This window comes from Streptomyces sp. 12E, from assembly GCF_055633275.1.
This window is the reverse complement of the sequence record NZ_JBVNCJ010000001.1, coordinates 4,096,889-4,114,904: the sequence shown is the minus strand read 5'-3', so window position 1 is coordinate 4,114,904 and position 18,016 is coordinate 4,096,889. Positions and strand designations below refer to the sequence as shown.

Sequence of the window (18,016 nt, the reverse complement as noted above, 5' to 3'; positions counted from 1 at the left end):
ACATTGTCTGCCGGGGAGGCCCCCGTGCGGCAAGCGATTAACCAGCGGGGACACTGGGGAGACCCGGCGGGCACCGGCCCGCACCCACCGTCGAGAGGAGCCCGACCGTGCAGCGGAAGGCGTACGTACCCGGCGTCGTCGCGCTCCTGGCGGCCGTCCTGGCCGGCTGCACCGGCAGCTCGGACGACGGCGGCCGGTCGGACCACTCCAACCCGGGAAGCGCCGGCACGGCCACCCAGGCCGCCCAGCCCGGCAGGTACGCCACGCTCCCCGAGCCCTGCGGCGTGGTCGAGGACGCGACGCTCGGCCAACTCCTGCCTGGGATAGGGGAGATGACCGACGAGGCACAGCGCGAGAAGGCGTACGCGGGCGAGGCGACCCTCACGTACGACACCGACCGCAAGGTGGGCTGCCGTTGGAAGGTGGAGTCGGCGGCGGCGACCGACCACCTGCTGGTCGACTTCGAGCGGGTCGTCTCCTACGACAACGCCGTCAGCGACGACGCCCGGGCCGGGGAACTCTTCGCGGCCAAGCGGGAGGCGGCGCAGCTCCCGGAGCCGGCGGTGACGACCACGGAGACCGGCACCCCGTCCACCGGCCCTTCCACGGACCCGAGTTCGTCCCCCTCCTCCGGGTCGCCCGCCGCCTCGCCGTCCACCGCACCCTCCGACCTGGAGCCCCGCCTCCTGGAGGACCTGGGCGACGAGGCGTTCCTCGACGACGAGCTGAGCAGCTCCGGTTCGACCGCCGAGCAGCGCACGGTGACTGTGGCGTTCCGCACGTCCAACGTGATCGTGACCGTCGAGTACGCGCAGCAGCCGATGACCGTCGGCGTCATCCCGGACAGCAAGGAACTGCAGGACAGGGCACGGAAACTCGCCTCCGAGCTGGCCGATTCACTGGGCGGTTGAGCCCGGTTCGCGGCTCTGGCGCCCCTGCGCGCGAGGCAGCCGAAGGAGGACCGCAGGGGTGGCTCACCGCGTACCGTGACCCCCCGGACCCCGTTCCGACCGCAGGGAACACGAGCGTCATGAGTGAAGGAACCATGCAGCGACGAGCACAGCGAGAGCAGCCCGAGCGAGCGAAGCGCCTTACCCGCGTTCTTGTCTGCGCGACAGCCGTCCCCGTGATGCTGGCCGCCGCCGGCTGCTCCTCGGACTCCGGCTCCGACGGCGACGGGGGCAAGGGCGCCTCCGCCTCCGCCTCGCAGTCCGCGAGCCCGTCCCCGACGGTGCGGGCGGCTGCGTACCAAAAGCTCCCGGAGCCGTGCGCGGTGCTGTCCGAGAAGACCCTGGACGACCTGGCGCCGAAGGCGAAGACGGGCAAGGAGGGCCCCTCGGACGACGTCTCCACCCGGGGCAGCTGCTCCTGGAACAGCCTGGAGAACAACGGCGTGAAGGGCTCGCAGTTCCGCTGGCTGAACGTGTCGCTGCTGCGCTTCGACTCGAACGTCACCCGCGGTCCGGGCGACGAGCTCGCCCAGGACTACTACGCCAAGCAGGTGCAGGACGCCCAGTCGGCCGAGGGCGCGAAGAACACCACGTCGGAACCGGTCGCCGGGACGGGTGACGAGGCGACCGCGGTGCGTTACGACCTGAAGAAGAAGGAAGGCGCCTTCAAGCAGCAGACGGTCGTGGCACGCGTCGAGAACGTGGTCGTCACCGTCGACTACAACGGCGCCGGTCTCGCCGGCGACAAGACGCCGGACGCCGACGAGCTGATGAAGGACGCGCAGAAGGCGGCGAAGGAGGCGGTGGCCTCGGTGACGAAGGCGAACGGCACGGCTGCCGCGCCGTCCCCGTCGGCCTCGGAGCCGGCGTCCCGGCCGTCCTCGAAGTCCCCTTCCGCATCGGCCTCGGAGTCCGCTTCGAAGGCGTCGGGCAAGGGCTGACGAGACCCTGAACCGGAACCGGCCGCCCGGCCTCCGCACACATGTGCCACTCTGTTGCGCGCAACAACACGCACTGGGAGGGGAGTACGGGTGGCCGCGCCACTGCAGCTGACACGGATGCACCGGGTTCTCATCGGCGTGGTCGTCTTCGGTGCCGTGATCATCGCCGGAATCGGCTTCGCGGGTTCGTACGCGGCCGTCCGTGAGCTCGCCCTGCAGAAGGGCTTCGGGAACTTCAGCTACGTCTTCCCGATCGGCATCGACGCCGGCATCTGCGTCCTGCTGGCCCTGGACCTGCTGCTGACCTGGATCCGCATCCCGTTCCCGCTGCTGCGGCAGACGGCGTGGCTGCTGACGGCGGCGACGATCGCGTTCAACGGCGCGGCGGCGTGGCCCGACCCGCTCGGTGTGGGCATGCACGGCGTGATCCCGGTGCTGTTCGTGGTCTCGGTGGAGGCGGCCCGGCACGCGATCGGGCGCATCGCCGACATCACCGCGGACAAGCACATGGAGGGCGTCCGGCTCACCCGCTGGATGCTGTCGCCGGTGCCGACGTTCCTGCTGTGGCGCCGGATGAAGCTGTGGGAGCTGCGCTCCTACGAGCAGGTGATCAAGCTGGAGCAGGAGCGCCTGGTCTACCAGGCCCGCCTGCGCTCCCGCTTCGGCCGCGCCTGGCGCCGCAAGGCCCCGGTCGAGTCCCTGATGCCGCTGCGCCTCGCCAAGTACGGCGTCCCCCTGGCCGACACGGCCCCGGCGGGTCTGGCGGCGGCGGGCATCGAGCCGGCGCTGATACCCCCGGCGCCGGAGACACCGGAGACGGCCGCGGGCGGCCGCGCCGACGCGGTTGCGGGCAGCCGCGCCGACGCGGTCGCGGGCGGCCGCGCCGCCGGGGCGGCACAGGTGGGCGCGGCGCCCCGGAGCGAGCAGCGCCTGGAACTCGAGGGCAACCAGGACCCCCGGCCGCAGGACGACACGGCCGCCAATCCCTGGCTGCACGCCCGCGACCCGCAGACCGTCGAGTACCACGGCGGCTACGACCCCACCTACGACCCCGACGAGGAATACGCCCGCTGGTACGCGGAACAGCAGCAGGCCGAGCAGTACCAGGACCAGTACCAGGAGGAGCCGCCCCTCCAGGAGCCCTCCCCGGAGGAGACCGGCAGCTTCCCCATCCCGGTGGTCCCCGGCCGCACCCGCGAGCTGGGCGAAGGCGGCGGCACCCCCGCCTCCGGCCCGGACGAGGAGGCGTACTACCAGGTGTTCCGCCAGTCGATAGACGGCAGCTATCCCACCCCCCGCGTCCTCGGCGACAACATCCAGGCGACCTACGGCACGACGCTGAACCCGAGCGAGCTGAAGGCCCTCGCCGAACGCTTCCAGGCGCGCCACACGGCGGAGCTGGAGGAGGACCACATCGCGTAGGGGGCTTCCTCTCCCGGTGCTGAGCGGTCCTGCGGGAGCTGGTCCCCCCGGCCGCCGGGGTCCTCACCGCCGAGTGGGACCAGGCCGTGGACACGGTCAGCGGCACCGTCGGCGACGCCTGGGGCGCCCCGGCTCCCCGGCTCCCCGGTAAGGGGCAACTGCTAGGATCCGGGACGGAATTCGAGCACTTTCACGAAAGAACGCCGCATTCCGTCCCGGAAGGACCAGCGTCCTTGTTCCTGTCCCTGCCCACTTACGCCTGGGTCCTCGTCGCGCTCGCCGTCACTCCGCTCCACATAGCCCTGATGCGCTGGTCCATGCCGACGCCGAAGGGCAAGAAGAGCGTGTCCTTCATACCTCTCGTCCTCGGGCCGTTCCTGCTCCTGTCCGCGCTGGCGGAGGGCCACTCCCTTGCCGTGACCCTTTACCTGTACGCGTCCATTCTCCTCATGCTCCTCATCATGATCGTCCCGGTGAGGAAGTGGGTCGCCGCCGACACCCTGAGACAAGAGCAGAATCCGGACATCAAGGTGAAGCCGCACGGCCCCTCCGTGGCATGGATCGTCTTCTCCATGCTCGTCTCCATGGGGGTCGTGGTCGGTGTGTGGTTCTCCCACACCTGAGAAACCGCGCGGCCCGACGCCCGCCGGCGCGGCCGGAGCCCGCGGGGCGCCCGGTGTGACACCGGGCGCCCCGTTCTCGTGGATCGGCGTGCTACGCGCCGAGCAGCGACCGCACCCGTTCCTGTCCCACCGCCAGCAGCAGCGTGGGCAGCCGCGGGCCGGTGTCCCGCCCGACCAGCAGGTGGTACAGGAGCGCGAAGAACGACCGCTGGGCGGTCTTGATCTCCGCCGGCAGCTCCTTGGGCGTGGCGTCGGCGGAGAAGCCCGCCTGGACCTTGGGCACGCCGTAGACGAGGTGGGTGAGCCCGTCCAGCGACCAGTTGTCGGCGAGCCCGTCGAGCAGCAGCCGCAGCGACTGCCGTCCCCGCTCGTCGAGCGACTTCAGCAGCTCGGCGTCCGGCTCGTCGCGGACGATGGTGCGCTGGTCGGCGGGGACGTGGGTGTTGATCCACGCCTCGGCCTTGTCGTACCGGGGGCGGGCCTCGTCCAGCGAGCCCAGCGGGTCGGACGGGTCCAGCTCGCTGAGGATGCGCAGCGCCTGGTCCTCGTGCCCGGCGGTGATGTCGGCCACCGAGGCGAGCGTGCGGTACGGCAGCGGCCTGGACGTCCGCGGCAGCTCACCGCTCGCCGTGCGCACCGCGCGGGAGTGCGCGGCGACGTCGGCGGGCAGGGCGGAGCCGTCGGCGACCTTGGCGTCGAGCCGGTCCCACTCGTCGTAGAGGCGCTGGATCTCCTGGTCGAAGGCGATCTTGAAGGACTGGTTGGGCCTGCGCCGGGCGTACAGCCAGCGCAGCAGCTGCGGCTCCATGATCTGCAGCGCGTCGGCCGGGGTCGGCACGCCGCCCTTCGAGGAGGACATCTTCGCCATGCCGCTGATGCCGACGAACGCGTACATCGGCCCGATCGGCTGCTCGCCGCCGAAGATCCCGACGATCTGCCCGCCGACCTGGAACGACGACCCGGGGGACGAGTGGTCGACACCGCTCGGCTCGAAGATCACGCCCTCGTACGCCCACCGCATGGGCCAGTCGACCTTCCAGACCAGCTTGCCGCGGTTGAACTCGTTCAGCCGGACCGTCTCCGAGAAGCCGCACGCCGTGCAGGCGTAGGTCAGCTCGGTGGAGTCGTCGTCGTACGCGGTGACCGTCGTCAGGTCCTTCTCGCAGTTGCCGCAGTACGGCTTGTACGGGAAGTACCCGGCGGCCCCCGAGCTGCCGTCGTCCTCGGCGGCGGCGCCGGAGCCCTCGGCGGCCTCCAGCTCGGCCTCGTCGACCGGCTTCTGCTGCTGCTTCTTCGCCGGGGCCTTCTTGGTGCGGTACTGCGCGAGGACCGCGTCGATGTCGGCGCGGTGCCTCATCGCGTGCAGGATCTGCTCGCGGTAGACGCCGGAGGTGTACTGCTCGGTCTGGCTGATCCCGTCGAACTCCACGCCCAGCTCGGCCAGCGACGCGGTCATCGCGGCCTTGAAGTGCTCGGCCCAGTTCGGGTGCGCGGAGCCCTTCGGCGCCGGGACGGAGGTCAGCGGCTTGCCGATGTGCTCGGACCACGACTCGTCGACCCCGGGGACGCCGGCCGGGACCTTGCGGTACCGGTCGTAGTCGTCCCAGGAGATCAGATGCCGGACCCGGTGGCCGCGGCGGCGGATCTCGTCGGCGACGAGGTGCGGGGTCATGACCTCGCGGAGGTTGCCCAGGTGGATCGGGCCGGAGGGCGAAAGACCGGACGCGACGACGACCGGTTTGCCCGGGGCCCGACGCTCCGACTCCTCGATGACCTCATCCGCGAAACGGGAGACCCAGTCGGTGGTCTCGGTGCTCTGAGCCACGATCGGCACGTCCTTCTTTCTGCTCGGGCAGCCGGTACGGTCGCACGGCTGGCCGCTCCATTCTCCCAGTCCGGCCCGCATCCGCGAAAACCGCTTTTCACCGCGTGGGATACTCGGTCTCCGCAGCAGTCCACGAACCCGAGAGAACGGCAGCCACTCCATGGCCTCGGTCACGTCCCTCACCGACTCCGTCCAGCAGCAGCTCGCGTCCGCCCTCACGGCCACCCGGCCGGAGGCCGCCGGCGCGGACCCGCTGCTGCGACGCAGCGACCGGGCGGACTTCCAGGCCAACGGCATCCTCGCGCTGGCCAAGAAGGCGAAGGCGAACCCGCGGGAGCTGGCGGCCGAGGTCGTCTCGCGCATCACGACCGGTGACCTGATCAAGGACGTCGAGGTCTCAGGACCCGGCTTCCTCAACATCACCGTCGCCGACCGGGCGATCACCCAGAACCTCGCCGCGCGGCTCGCGGACGGCGAGCGCCTCGGCGTGCCGCTGAAGGAGGACGCGGGCGTCACGGTCGTCGACTACGCCCAGCCGAACGTGGCGAAGGAGATGCACGTCGGTCACCTGCGCTCCGCGGTCATCGGCGACGCCCTGCGCGCCATGCTCGACTTCACCGGCGAGAAGACGATCGGCCGGCACCACATCGGCGACTGGGGCACCCAGTTCGGCATGCTCATCCAGTACCTGTTCGAGCACCCCGGCGAGCTGGCCCCCGCGGCCGAGGTCGACGGCGAGCAGGCCATGAGCAACCTGAACCGCGTCTACAAGGCGTCGCGTGCGCTCTTCGACGCGGACGAGGAGTTCAAGGAGCGGGCCCGGAGGCGGGTCGTCGCCCTCCAGTCCGGTGACAAGGAGACGCTCGAGCTGTGGCAGCAGTTCGTGGACGAGTCGAAGGTCTACTTCTACTCCGTCTTCGAGAAGCTCGACATGGAGATCCGCGACGAGGAGATCGTCGGCGAGTCCGCGTACAACGAGGGCATGCCCGAGACCGCCCGCCTCCTGGAGGAGATGGGCGTCGCGGTGCGCTCCGAGGGCGCGCTCGTGGTGTTCTTCGACGACATCCGCGGCAAGGACGACCAGCCGGTCCCGCTGATCGTGCAGAAGGCCGACGGCGGCTTCGGCTACGCGGCCTCCGACCTGACCGCGATCCGCGACCGCGTCCTCGGCCTGCACGCCACCACGCTGCTGTACGTCGTCGACGTGCGCCAGTCGCTCCACTTCAGGATGGTCTTCGAGACGGCCCGCCGGGCCGGCTGGCTGAACGACGACGTCACCGCGCACAACATGGGCTACGGCACGGTGCTCGGCGCGGACGGCAAGCCCTTCAAGACGCGTGAGGGCGAGACCGTGCGCCTCGAGGACCTGCTGGACGAGGCGGTGCAGCGGGCCGCGGAGGTCGTCCGGGAGAAGGCCCGGGACCTCACCGAGGACGAGATCCGGGAGCGGGCCGCGCAGGTCGGCATCGGGGCCGTGAAGTACGCGGACCTGTCGACGTCGCCGAACCGCGACTACAAGTTCGACCTGGACCAGATGGTCTCGCTCAACGGCGACACCAGCGTGTACCTCCAGTACGCCTACGCCCGTATCCAGTCCATCCTCCGCAAGGCCGGCGAGGTCCGCCCGGCCGCCCACCCGGAGCTGGAGCTGCACGAGGCGGAGCGCGCGCTGGGCCTGCACCTGGACGCGTTCGGGGACACCGTCTTCGAGGCCGCCGCGGAGTACGCCCCGCACAAGCTGGCCGCGTACCTGTACCAGCTGGCGTCGCTGTACACGTCGTTCTACGACAAGTGCCCGGTGCTGAAGGCCGGTTCGACGGAGCAGGTGGCCAACCGCCTCTTCTTCTGCGACCTCACGGCCCGCACGCTCCACCGGGGCATGGCCCTGCTGGGCATCAGGACGCCCGAGCGCCTCTGACGCCTCCGCCGGTGGACGGCGTGCGGGCGTGCGGCCCGTCCTCCCGGCGCCGGGCGCGCAGCGCCTCCCCCAGCCTGCGCAGCCCCTCCGCGATCTCGTCCGGCGTCTGGGTGACGAAGCAGAGCCGCAGCGTGGCCCGGTCCGGCTCACCCGCGTGGAAGGGCGCGCCGGGGACGTACGCCACGTCGTGCCGGACCACCTCGGGGAGCAGGGCCGTGGTGTCGTACGACTCCGGCAGGCGGGCCCAGAGGAACATGCCGCCCTCGGGGCGGGTCCAGGCCGAGCCGTCGGGGAGCGCGGCGGGCAGGCCCGCGAGCATGGCGTCGCGGCGGGCGCCGTACACGGCCGCGACGCGGCGGACGTGGGCGTCGAGGTCGTGGTCGGCGAGGTAGCGGGCCGCGGCGAGCTGGTTGACGGTGGGGGTGTGCAGGTCGGCGGCCTGCTTGGCGACGGCGCAGGCGCGGCGCAGCTCGGCGGGGGCGCGCAGCCAGCCCAGGCGCAGGCCGGGGGCCATGACCTTGGAGAGGCTGCCGAGCAGCACGGTGCGGTCCGCGGCGCCGGGGTGGGCGGCGATCCACGGCACCCGCTCGCCCTCGTAGCGCAGTTCGCCGTACGGGTCGTCCTCGACGATCCACAGTCCGCGCCGGGCGGCGACCTCCGCGACGGCGGCGCGGCGGTCGGCGGGCAGGGTGCGGCCCGTCGGGTTCTGGAAGGTGGGCACGGTGTAGAGGAGTCGGGGGCGTTCGCGTGCCACCAGTTCGTCCAGCGCGTCCGGGTCGAGGCCCTGCTCGTCGCCGGGGACGGCCACCACGCGTGCCCCGGCCAGGGCGAAGGCCTGAAGTGCCGCCAGGTAGCAGGGGCTTTCGACCAGGACCGTGTCGCCGGGTTCGAGCAGCGCGGTGGCGAGGAGGGAGAGCGCCTGCTGGGATCCGGTGGTGACGAGCAGGTCGTCGGGGGTGGTGGGCAGACCGCGGGCGGCCGTGCGCGCGGCGAGCGCCGCCCGCAGCGCGGGCTCGCCCTCCGTCGTGGAGTACTGCAGGGCCTGCGCGGGGGCCTCGGCGAACACCGCCCGGTACGCCGCCGCGATGCCGTCGGTGTCGAACAGTTCGGGGGCCGGGAGCCCGCCCGCGAAGTTGATGACCTCGGGGCGGGCGGTGACGGCCAGGATGTCCCGTACGGGCGAGCCGCCGACCGTGCGGGTCCGTGCCGCGAACGGCGGTGTGGGGGCGGGGGCGGTGGCGGGCTCGGTGGCGGTCATGGCACGGCTCCTTCGGCTGCGGTGACGGCGCGTGCCCGCAGCCTAGGAAAACGCGTGCCTTCTACACGCGGCTTTCCGCGATCCGGACGGTCCGGACGGCCCCGGGCCTTCGTGCCCACCGCTCCGCAGACGTCGGTGCCGGCGTCCGTCACGTCGTCGATGTCCTGGTGGCGGGCCCGTCCGCCGGATCAGGTGCCCTCGACGTACTCCCAGACGCTGTCGCGCAGCGCGTACCCGTAGTACTCGGTCTTCGAGGCGCTGGTGCGGAACGGCTTGCCGTGGTCGTCGATGCGGATCGTGCCCCGCCGCGATCCGCTGGACCAGTCGAGCTCCAGGTACCAGCTCACGTCACGTCCGGCGGTGTGCGCGTTGACGTAGAAGACCTCGGGGTCGGACTCGGTCACGCTGTAGGGGAAGTTCCGCTGTCCGTTGATCGGGGTGACCGGGGCGCTGCCCAGATCGAGCGACACGTCGAACGACTTGGTGACCACCTCGCCACCGCAGCCGACGCCCATCGCGTACTTGTTCCAGGTGAGCGGCGCCCCACTGTTCACCACACGCATGTGCAGACCCTGCAGGACGACGGTCTCCTCGCCCGTGCCCTGCACGGTGAGCGCGACCATCTGCCGGTCGGCGGAGACGGCGCCGAGCGGGGTGGCCCAGCCGACCGCGTCCTGCTGGGCGGGCGGCTTCGGTACGTTCTGCGGGCTCCGGTCGATGAGGAAACTGTGCTCGCAGGGGATGTCCCAGTAGTACGGCGTGGTCTGGACCGTGACCGGAACGCCCTCCTCTCCCCCGGTGTCCCGATCGGCGGAGCCACCGGCGTTCCCGCCCCGGGAGGCCGAGGGGCTCGCCGTCGGCTCGTCCTTCTCGGACGCGGAGGCGGACGGCGTGGCCGACGCGCTCTTGCTCGGGGAGGCCGATCGCGCGGTCCGCGACGGCGAGGAGGACTCCGAGGGGGAGACGCTGACTCCGACTCCGGCGGCGTCGGAGGAACCGCCCCGTCCGGTCTCCCCGTCCGGGAACAGCGTCGCTCCGAGCACCACGGCGGCGACGAGGGCGACGGCCGTCCCTGCGTACAGCGCGGTCCGCCGTGAGGGACCGCGTCCCCTCGCCGGTGTGGCGCCACGGGCGTCACCGACCACGGTGACGACCGGCTCCCCGTCGCCCGGGGACGCGTCGGCGGGGGGCTCGCTCCCGGTGCGGGAGGACTCGGTCTCCCCCTCGGCGGACTCGGCCTCTCCCACGGCGGGCCCGGCCTGCCCCGCGGAGGAATCGGTCTCCGCCGCGGAGGACTCGGCCTTCCCCCGCGGGGACTCCCCCACGGGCCTAGGACTCCCCGCAGGCCGGTCCTCTCCCCTTCTCTCCCCCTTCGCACCGCTGTCCTCCTTCACGCCCCGCATGGCGTCCGCGCGGATCCAGCGGCGGTGGAGCTCCAGCAGTTCCTCGGGGGTCGCCCGGCACAACCGGGCCAGGCGTTCCACCGGCGCGAACTCCACCGGCACGACCTCTCCGCTGACGTAGCGGTGGAGTGTCGACGCACTCATGTGCAACCGCTTGCCCAGTGCCCCGTAGCTGAGACCGGAACGCTCCTTCAGCTCCTTCAGCAGCCCCGCGAAATCGTCCCCCGCCACCATCTCTCCCACTCCCACATCCCCGTACCGCGTCCCAGCGGGACATCGTTTCCCCAGCTCAGAGCCGTTTTTGTCATTCCATTGTCCCGCATGCCCCGGCGTCGCTGGCGACCGGGACGGACCGTGTCGCAGGCTGTGGTCATCCAAGCAGCCGCTCCTGACATCCAGTTGAGCGGCCCGCAGACTTCAGCCACACCCGAAGGGGCTCCACCATGTCCGTACGCACCGTCCGCACCCGCCTGTTCGCCGCGTCCACCGTCGCCCTGGCGGCGCTGGCACTGACGGCCTGCGAGGGCGGATCGGACACGGGCGCCGACAGCCCGTCCTCCTCCACCACGGCCACCGCCGAGGCGAATCCCTCCACCGCAGGCTCCGCCGGCACGACCGGAAACAACGGCTCGGCCGACACGGGCGCCCAGGACGACAAGGGCGGTTCGTCCGGCTCCTCGGGCGCCGGCACGGCAGGCGGGTCCGGATCCGCGTCCGGATCCGCGTCCGGGAACGGCTCCGGCTCCGGCTCCGGCTCCGGCTCCGGCGAGCAGGACAAGGGGCTTCCCGGCAAGTGCTCCGCGTCCGCCGTGAGGATCACCGCCACCGAGGTGAACCGCCCGATCAACCACCTGCTGCTGACGGCCACCAACACCGGTTCGAAGACGTGCCACCTGCCCACCTACCCGAAGGCGAGGTTCGGCGAGGCCCAGTCCGTGCCGCCGGTCATGGAGGAGACCAAGCCGCAGGCGGTGACGACCCTGGAGCCCGGCAAGTCCGGTTACGCGGGCGTGCTGCTGTCGGCCGCCGACGGCAGCGCCGGGGACGGACACACGGTGAACACCCTCACGGTGCCGTTCGACGACGGTTCGATCGCCACCGTGAGCCTGCCCTCCGGCGGCGTCCACGTCGACGGCGCCCTGAAGGTCACCTACTGGCAGTCCACCATGGACACCGCCCTGTACTAGAGCGCGGCACCCGCCCACGGCCCGGAGCGGCCGGCGCGGCGAACCCGTCCCGGTGCGCTTCCCCCGCACGCCGCGCGTCGTCGCGCTGCTCGGCGGCATGACCGAGCTGCGCGAGGACCGGCGCGGCGTCCGCGTCCACACCGAAGCGCCGGTCCCGGTCGAGCCAGGGCCGCGACAGCGCCCCGGCGGCGTCGAGATCGCCCCGGCGGCGGGCGCCGAGGGCAGGTCCGTTCCCGGCGAACCGCTCCACGGCGAGCCGCCGGGCCCGCTTCGTGCAGCTCCGTGGCCCGAAGCCCCGCGGCCGTACGGGATCAGCGCAGGGCGCGGGCCGCCTCGACGGCCCAGTAGGTGAGGATGTTGCGCGCACCGGCCCGCTTGATGCCGGTCAGCGTCTCCAGGATCGCCCGCTCCCGGTCGATCCAGCCCTTCTCGGCGGCGGCCTCGATCATCGAGTACTCACCGGAGATCTGGTACGCCGCCACCGGCACGTCCACCGCGTCCGCGACCTTGGCCAGGACGTCCAGGTACGGGCCCGCCGGCTTCACCATGACCATGTCGGCGCCCTCCTCCAGGTCGAGCGCCAGCTCGCGCATCGACTCGCGGAGGTTCGCCGGGTCCTGCTGGTACGTCTTGCGGTCGCCCTGCAGCGAGGAGGCGACGGCCTCCCGGAACGGCCCGTAGAAGGCGGAGGCGTACTTGGCGGTGTAGGCGAGGATCGCCACGTCCTCCCGGCCGATCTGGTCGAGGGCGTCGCGGACCACCCCGATCTGCCCGTCCATCATCCCGCTCGGCCCGACCACGTGGGCGCCCGCGTCGGCCTGCACCTGGGCCATCTCGGCGTACCGCTCCAGCGTGGCGTCGTTGTCGACGCGGCCCTGCGCGTCGAGGACCCCGCAGTGCCCGTGGTCGGTGAACTCGTCGAGGCACAGGTCGGACATGACGAGCAGATCGTCCCCGACCTCGGCCCGCACGTCCCGCAGGGCGACCTGGAGGATCCCGTCCGGGTCGGTGCCGGGCGTCCCGAGGGCGTCCTTCCTGGACTCCTCCGGCACGCCGAACAGCATGATCCCGGAGATCCCGGCCGCCACGGCCTCCGCCGCCGCCTTCTTCAGGCTGTCCCGCGTGTGCTGCACGACCCCCGGCATCGCCGCGATCGGCACGGGTTCGCCCGCTCCCTCGCGCACGAAGGCGGGAAGGATGAAGTCGGCGGGGTGCAGCCGGGTCTCGGCGACCATGCGCCGCATGGCGGGGGTGGTACGCAGACGCCGCGGCCGCGCGCCGGGGAAGGATCCGTACGTCGTCATACCACCTACGCTACGCCCGCCCCCCGCGTGCCTTTGCCGACGCGGAGTCGGCCCGGCCCTCCGGTCACGGCCTCCCCCCGGACCACGGCCGCGTCACGCGCGGCCGTCCTCGCCTCAGGCCACCGTGTCCCACTCGCCGGGGAGGTCCTCCTCGTCCGGCGGCCGCTGCGCGGCCTTCTCGCGGGCGCGCAGGACGGCCCAGGCGAGGAGGGAGGCGCAGGTGAGGTACCAGGGCAGCGGCCAGAGGACGGGCCACCAGCCGGCGGACGGCGCGAGGAGGAGGTCGGCCGCGGCCGCGGTCATGCCGGCGGCGAGGTTCCAGCACAGCAGGCGGCCGGCCCAACGGGCGGGGCCGGTGAACCGGTTCGGGGCGGTGGGGCGTCGCGTACGGGAACGGCAGAAGGGCAGGGCTCTGCCGGGTTCGCTCATCGCGGGAGGGTCCTTCACGGAAGTGGTGACGGAGGTGGCCGGATCGGCCGGACGCGATCAGTGTGCAGGCCGTGGGATCGCTCCCACAGCACCGTCACGGGACGGACGCCTCCTCTGAGACAACTTCCCACCAGGCGTTTTCCCGCATCCACCCGAGAGGACCGGGCAAGCGCCGTCCGCACGCCCGGGCCACCGCGTCGTGAATCTGGCCGAAAAGCCCCCTCAAGAGCGGCAAGTATTCCGAATTGCCCTCGCCTTGAAGCTTTTCGGTCAATGCCGCCATGCAAAAAGGACAGAGAGTGGACAACTTCACCCCTCTGTCAGCCTTCTTCGCCCAAGAAAAGCCCTACTTGCCACAGGTAAGCGGTGGGGCTGATTCCGGCCCGTATGCATATGACCTTCGAGGGCATGCCACGTCGCCTCGTGTGCATCCTGTGACAACTCGTGAGGCGCCGGTGACCGTGGGGGGTCACCGGTTCCGACTGCCCGCCTGTCGCACTCCTGACCTCCCGTGGGAGAAGCCGATGCACTCGCGTGCCGCGCGCCCGCCGTCGCGGCGTGCCCGGAGCCGGCCGGAACGGCTCCACCACCGGCTGGTCCCACGACAAGCTCGGCGACGAAACCGTCGGCGACCTCGCCCAGTACCTCGCACCCTGCACGGCGCCCCGCACGACGATCACCGCGCTCGCCGCGGTCTCCGTCGCCGTCACGCTCCTCTCCCGCCCTTTCGTGCCCCGCACCCGCGCCGTCCACGTCGGGAGGACCGGCGGCCGAGCCCCACGGCGTGGGCTCGGGCCGCGCGGAGAAGGCCGGCGTCCGGTGTGCCGTCAGCGACCACGGCCGCACCGTCGTGCCGGACAATCCGAGGGCGTCCGCCCGAGCCGTGGCGGAGGCACCGGCCTCACGGGAAAGGACCGACATGCGGCTGCGCTGCGCCGTGCTCGACGACTTCCAGGACGTCGCCACCACGATCACCGACTGGAGCCCCGTCCAGGACCGGGTGGAGGTCACCGCCTTCACCGAGCACTTCACCACCGAGGACGAACTCGCCGCGGTACTGGCCGACTTCGACATCGTGGTGACACTGCGGGAACGCGTCCCGTTCCGCGCCTCCCTGCTCGACCGGCTCCCCCGGCTGAAGCTGATCGTCGCGTCCGGCATGCGCAACTCGGCCATCGACCACGCCGCCGCCGCACGCAACGGCGTCACGGTCTGCGGCACCCAGAGCTTCCCCACCCCGCCGGTGGAGCTGACCTGGGCCCTGCTGCTCGGGCTGGCCCGCGGCATCGTCCCGGAGAACAACGCCCTGCGGACGGGCGGCCCCTGGCAGTCGACGGTCGGCGCCGATCTGCACGGCCGCCGCCTCGGCCTGCTCGGGCTGGGCAGGATCGGCAGCCGGGTGGCACGGGTGGGCCTCGCCTTCGGCATGGAGGTCACGGCCTGGAGCCCTCACCTCACCACGGAACGCGCGGACGAGGTGGGCGTCGAACTGGCCCCCTCGAAGGAGGACTTGCTCCGCACCAGCGACTTCGTATCGCTCCACCTCGTCCTGGGCGACACCACCCGGGGCATCCTGGGCGCCCCCGAACTGGCCCTGATGAAGCCGACCGCCCATCTGGTCAACACCTCCCGCTCGGCACTCGTCGACCAGGACGCCCTGCTCGACGCGCTCCACGCATCCCGGATCGCGGGCGCGGCGGTCGACGTCTTCGACACCGAGCCCCTGCCCGCCGACCACCCGATGCGCACCGCCCCCCGCCTCCTGGCCACCCCGCACCTCGGCTACGTCTCCGAGCTCAACTACCGCACGTACTACGGCCAGGCGGTCGAGGACATCGAGGCCTACCTCGCCGGCACCCCGCTCCGCCGACTCGGCTGACGCTCGGGGAGCGCCCGTACGAGCCGGCGCCCGCCGCGGTCAAGGACCGCCGGGTCACGGATCCGTCCCAGCGGGCGACGGCCTCGCACGGGCGCGGAGCGGCGCGGGAACCCCCGCCCCGGCCGGGCCTGCGGCGCGCTCCGGCGCGGTACGGAGGGGGGGCGCGCCCGGCGGTGGCGCGCACCGTGCCCGTCCTGACGTGTAACAGGGACGTATTAGCGGGCAATTGAGCGAAACGACGGACGACCCGGGTGGGTCTTGGTGCTCAGAAACGCTCGCTCGTACCGACGGGCCGGCACCCCGACCGACACCGAGGAAGACATCATGCGCGTCAACAAGCTCACCATCGCAGCCCTGGCCGTCGTCGCGGGTCTCTCGCTCACCGCCTGCCAGAACGACGACGCCGCCACGGACCAGGGCAACTCGTCCGCCCCGTCCTCCTCGAACGGTGCTGCGGGCTCCGGCGGCTCGGCCCAGGGCGCCGCGAAGGGATCCGCCGGGAACGGCTCGGACGAGGGGCAGGGCACGGTCGCCGGAACCGGCTCCGACGAGAACGGCACGATCGGCTCGTGCCGCACCGACGAGCTGGAGGTCACGGCGACCGACAGCACCATCGACGGCGACGAGGACAACACCGTGGCGGTGACGTTCACGAACGGCGGCGGCCGGGACTGCTCGATCGCGGGCTTCGCCGGTGTGGACCTGAAGACCAACGCGGGGACGGTGTCCGCGGAGCGCACGGGTGAGTCGGCTCCCGCGACCGTCCTGAAGGACGGCAAGTCGATCTCCTTCTCGATCTCCTACCCGGCCAACGACACGGGCGGCTCCGGCGTCCGCGTCACCGGCCTCGTGGTGACCCCGCCGAACGAGACGAAGTCGGTCACCCTCGACTGGCCGGGCGCCGCCTCGCTGCCCGTCACGGACGGCTCCGGCACCCCGGTGAAGGTCGGCCCGATCGGCAGCGCCGGCCAGGGCGACTGACCCGCGCCACCGGCACCGCACGTGGCGGCGGCGCACGAAACACCGAGCGGCCTCGACGGCCGGATCGACACGGTCCGGTTCCGCGGGCCCTTCGCCGGTCGTCACCTGGGCGACTCCCACCACGAGTCCGTCAGCTGTGGCCCCAGGGACGCAACGGGCAGACGTCCCAGGAATAGCGTCGCAGTCGTGCCTGCTCGATGTGGGTGGCCGTATTTCCGTAGTCGATGTTGAGGTGACGCCCGAGGACGATGACGGCCACACTGCCGGCGCCTGCGGCCTTCAGCGCGGCGGCGGCTGACTGGGCATGGTTGCCGGTGGTCCAGGTGTCGTCGATGAGCAGGACGTTCTCACCCCAGAGCGCCGACGATCCATAGCGCGAGGAAGACGCGGCCCGGCCGAGCGCGGCTGCCCCAGACCTTGGCCTGAGCAGGTCTCGGTGACGGTCGCGGGTGGCGCCGACCACATGGGCGACCATGGTGCGTAAAGGGTGATCCGTCCGACCACTGGTGCTGGGCACCGTGGTGATGACGTCGAACCCGGGGACGGCACAGTGGTCGGCGATGCACCTCTCGTGCAGGGCGAGGAAATGCCACAGCACGGCTGCCAGACCCATACGGAAGTACTGCTGCTGAGGGCCTGCGGCGTTCTTGTAACGCCAGAGTTCGTTCGCGTACTGCTCCCCCTTGAGGGCGAGACTGATCGGGACGACGGTGTCGGCCGTTCCCGCCCCGAGGATCCTGCCGGTGTCATGGCACGGCCAGCACGTCGGGTATCCGGTCCTGGCCGGACCACGGCAGACCTGACACACACCGGGACCCGGCAGCAGCGGATGGACGAGGAAGTTGGCGTAGCGGGCGACCAGCCCGAGGACGGTTGCCATCCGGTCGGTCGGCTATGCCCAGGTCAGCTCGCCCGTGGTGGGGACGAGAGAGCCGAGATGGTCGAAGACGTCCGCAGGGCCGTCGACGACGGTGGTATTGGGCCTCGCCGCGTACTCCCTCGCCCACTCATGAGTCATGAGAGAGCGCAGGAGGAAAACCCGGCGTCCGTGCTCCAGTGCGAGACGGGCCTGCATGCGGGCGCCGCTTCGATAAGCCGCCTCGACCACGACCGTGGCCAGGCTGTAGCCGCTCATCACGGCGTTCCGCATGGGGAAGGAGCTTTTCGACGGTGGCGCGTCCGGCCAGAACTGGGAGATCACCAGCCCTCGCTCAGCGATCTCCTGCTGGAGCCGTGTGTTCTGAGCCGGGTAGGCACGGCGCAGCCCGGTCCCGATGACGGCGACGGTCCGACCGCCGACGGCGAGAGCGGCTCCGTGGGCGGCGGTGTCGATGCCGGCGGCCAGGCCGCTGACCACCGTGACACCGCGCTCCGCGAGGCCACCCGCGATGGCGCGAGCGTGAGCGATGCCGTCCGGGGTCGGAGTGCGGGTGCCGACCACGGCGACCCGCAGATCGTCCTCGACGGGGGTCCCGCGCAGGAAAAGGAACGGCGGACGCTGGTGAACCAGCCTGAGGAACAGTGGGTAGTCCTCGTCCAGGATGGTGACCAACCGCAGGCCCTCACCCTCCCAGGCGGCGATCTCGGCGGCGACGCTCCCCAGGTCCGCCGAGGGCCCGGTGTCGAAGAGCGCTCCCTGCCCCGAAGCATCGAGCGAGTTCTCCAGGACCTCGCGGGCACTGCCGACGGTCTCGATCTGATCGGTGAGCTCGGACCAGGGGCGATCACCACGCCGCAGCAAAGCGACGAGGGCGGCTCGCTCCAGTTCCCGGTCCATGCCGCAAGTATAGGAACGGTATGCGAAGCACCGGGTCGCCTCGTCGGACCGTACGGATGGGCGTGGTCCCAGGCCGCGCCCATGACCTCGCTCGTTGCCGTCGGAGCGGACCGGCACGC

General features: G+C 71.8%; 15 protein-coding genes. 8 read left to right on the top strand and 7 right to left on the bottom strand.

The window, feature by feature from the left end; genetic code table 11:
- Positions 1–107 precede the first annotated feature (107 nt).
- The 4 genes from ACZ8ZB_RS19120 to ACZ8ZB_RS19105 all read left to right on the top strand — a co-directional run bounded on the left by ACZ8ZB_RS19120 (position 108) and on the right by ACZ8ZB_RS19105 (position 3,936).
- Positions 108–911 (top strand): DUF3558 domain-containing protein, encoded by an 804-nt coding sequence (locus ACZ8ZB_RS19120; RefSeq protein WP_470738909.1) that lies wholly within the window; start codon positions 108–110, stop codon positions 909–911.
- A gap of 119 nt (positions 912–1,030) precedes the next feature.
- A complete protein-coding gene (locus ACZ8ZB_RS19115; protein WP_470738908.1) occupies positions 1,031–1,891 on the top strand; it encodes a DUF3558 family protein in 861 nt (286 codons plus the stop codon).
- Positions 1,892–1,981: 90 nt separating this feature from the next.
- Positions 1,982–3,313: a DUF2637 domain-containing protein gene (locus tag ACZ8ZB_RS19110; RefSeq protein WP_470738907.1), complete on the top strand. Its 1,332-nt coding sequence runs from the start codon at positions 1,982–1,984 to the stop codon at positions 3,311–3,313.
- Positions 3,314–3,546: 233 nt separating this feature from the next.
- The gene (locus ACZ8ZB_RS19105; RefSeq protein ID WP_470738906.1) at positions 3,547–3,936 is read left to right on the top strand and encodes a hypothetical protein; all 390 of its coding nucleotides are present in this window, start codon (positions 3,547–3,549) and stop codon (positions 3,934–3,936) included.
- Between the two features lie 91 nt (positions 3,937–4,027).
- On the opposite strand, the gene lysS is transcribed toward ACZ8ZB_RS19105, so the two are convergent.
- Complete coding sequence (gene lysS / locus ACZ8ZB_RS19100; protein WP_470738905.1) at positions 4,028–5,770, bottom strand: lysine--tRNA ligase; 1,743 nt, start codon at positions 5,768–5,770, stop codon at positions 4,028–4,030.
- Between the two features lie 151 nt (positions 5,771–5,921).
- On the opposite strand from lysS, the gene argS reads away from it, so the two are divergent.
- On the top strand, positions 5,922–7,679 hold the full coding sequence (argS, locus tag ACZ8ZB_RS19095; RefSeq protein WP_470738904.1) for an arginine--tRNA ligase: 1,758 nt from the start codon (positions 5,922–5,924) through the stop codon (positions 7,677–7,679).
- On the opposite strand, the gene ACZ8ZB_RS19090 is transcribed toward argS, so the two are convergent.
- On the bottom strand, positions 7,657–8,937 hold the full coding sequence (locus ACZ8ZB_RS19090) for an aminotransferase-like domain-containing protein (protein WP_470738903.1): 1,281 nt from the start codon (positions 8,935–8,937) through the stop codon (positions 7,657–7,659). The genes argS and ACZ8ZB_RS19090 overlap by 23 nt on opposite strands.
- Positions 8,938–9,125: 188 nt before the next feature.
- On the bottom strand, positions 9,126–10,574 hold the full coding sequence (locus ACZ8ZB_RS19085; RefSeq protein ID WP_470741525.1) for a helix-turn-helix domain-containing protein: 1,449 nt from the start codon (positions 10,572–10,574) through the stop codon (positions 9,126–9,128).
- 209 nt (positions 10,575–10,783) lie between these two features.
- Here ACZ8ZB_RS19085 and ACZ8ZB_RS19080 point away from each other — a divergent pair, with 209 nt between their 5' ends.
- Positions 10,784–11,527 carry a DUF4232 domain-containing protein gene (locus ACZ8ZB_RS19080; RefSeq protein WP_470738902.1) on the top strand — a complete coding sequence of 248 codons (744 nt, stop codon included), beginning with the start codon at positions 10,784–10,786 and terminating at the stop codon, positions 11,525–11,527.
- Between the two features lie 311 nt (positions 11,528–11,838).
- Here ACZ8ZB_RS19080 and hemB read toward each other — a convergent pair whose 3' ends face one another.
- Together hemB and ACZ8ZB_RS19070 are read right to left on the bottom strand one after the other, a co-directional pair.
- Positions 11,839–12,831, bottom strand: a complete 993-nt coding sequence (gene hemB / locus ACZ8ZB_RS19075; RefSeq protein ID WP_470738901.1) for a porphobilinogen synthase — start codon at positions 12,829–12,831, stop codon at positions 11,839–11,841.
- Between the two features lie 114 nt (positions 12,832–12,945).
- Positions 12,946–13,260, bottom strand: coding sequence for a hypothetical protein (locus ACZ8ZB_RS19070; RefSeq protein WP_470738900.1), 315 nt, complete (start codon positions 13,258–13,260; stop codon positions 12,946–12,948).
- Between the two features lie 919 nt (positions 13,261–14,179).
- Here ACZ8ZB_RS19070 and ACZ8ZB_RS19065 point away from each other — a divergent pair.
- Together ACZ8ZB_RS19065 and ACZ8ZB_RS19060 are read left to right on the top strand one after the other, a co-directional pair.
- Positions 14,180–15,139 carry a D-2-hydroxyacid dehydrogenase family protein gene (locus ACZ8ZB_RS19065; RefSeq protein ID WP_470738899.1) on the top strand — a complete coding sequence of 320 codons (960 nt, stop codon included), beginning with the start codon at positions 14,180–14,182 and terminating at the stop codon, positions 15,137–15,139.
- Between the two features lie 324 nt (positions 15,140–15,463).
- A complete protein-coding gene (locus ACZ8ZB_RS19060) occupies positions 15,464–16,120 on the top strand; it encodes a DUF4232 domain-containing protein (RefSeq protein WP_470738898.1) in 657 nt (218 codons plus the stop codon).
- Positions 16,121–16,250: 130 nt separating this feature from the next.
- Here ACZ8ZB_RS19060 and ACZ8ZB_RS19055 read toward each other — a convergent pair whose 3' ends face one another.
- Positions 16,251–17,000 (bottom strand): hypothetical protein, encoded by a 750-nt coding sequence (locus tag ACZ8ZB_RS19055; protein ID WP_470738897.1) that lies wholly within the window; start codon positions 16,998–17,000, stop codon positions 16,251–16,253.
- A 12-nt stretch (positions 17,001–17,012) separates the two neighbouring features.
- Entirely contained in the window at positions 17,013–17,897 is an 885-nt protein-coding gene (locus ACZ8ZB_RS19050) for a DNA-processing protein DprA (RefSeq protein WP_470738896.1), read from the bottom strand.
- Positions 17,898–18,016: the final 119 nt, after the last annotated feature.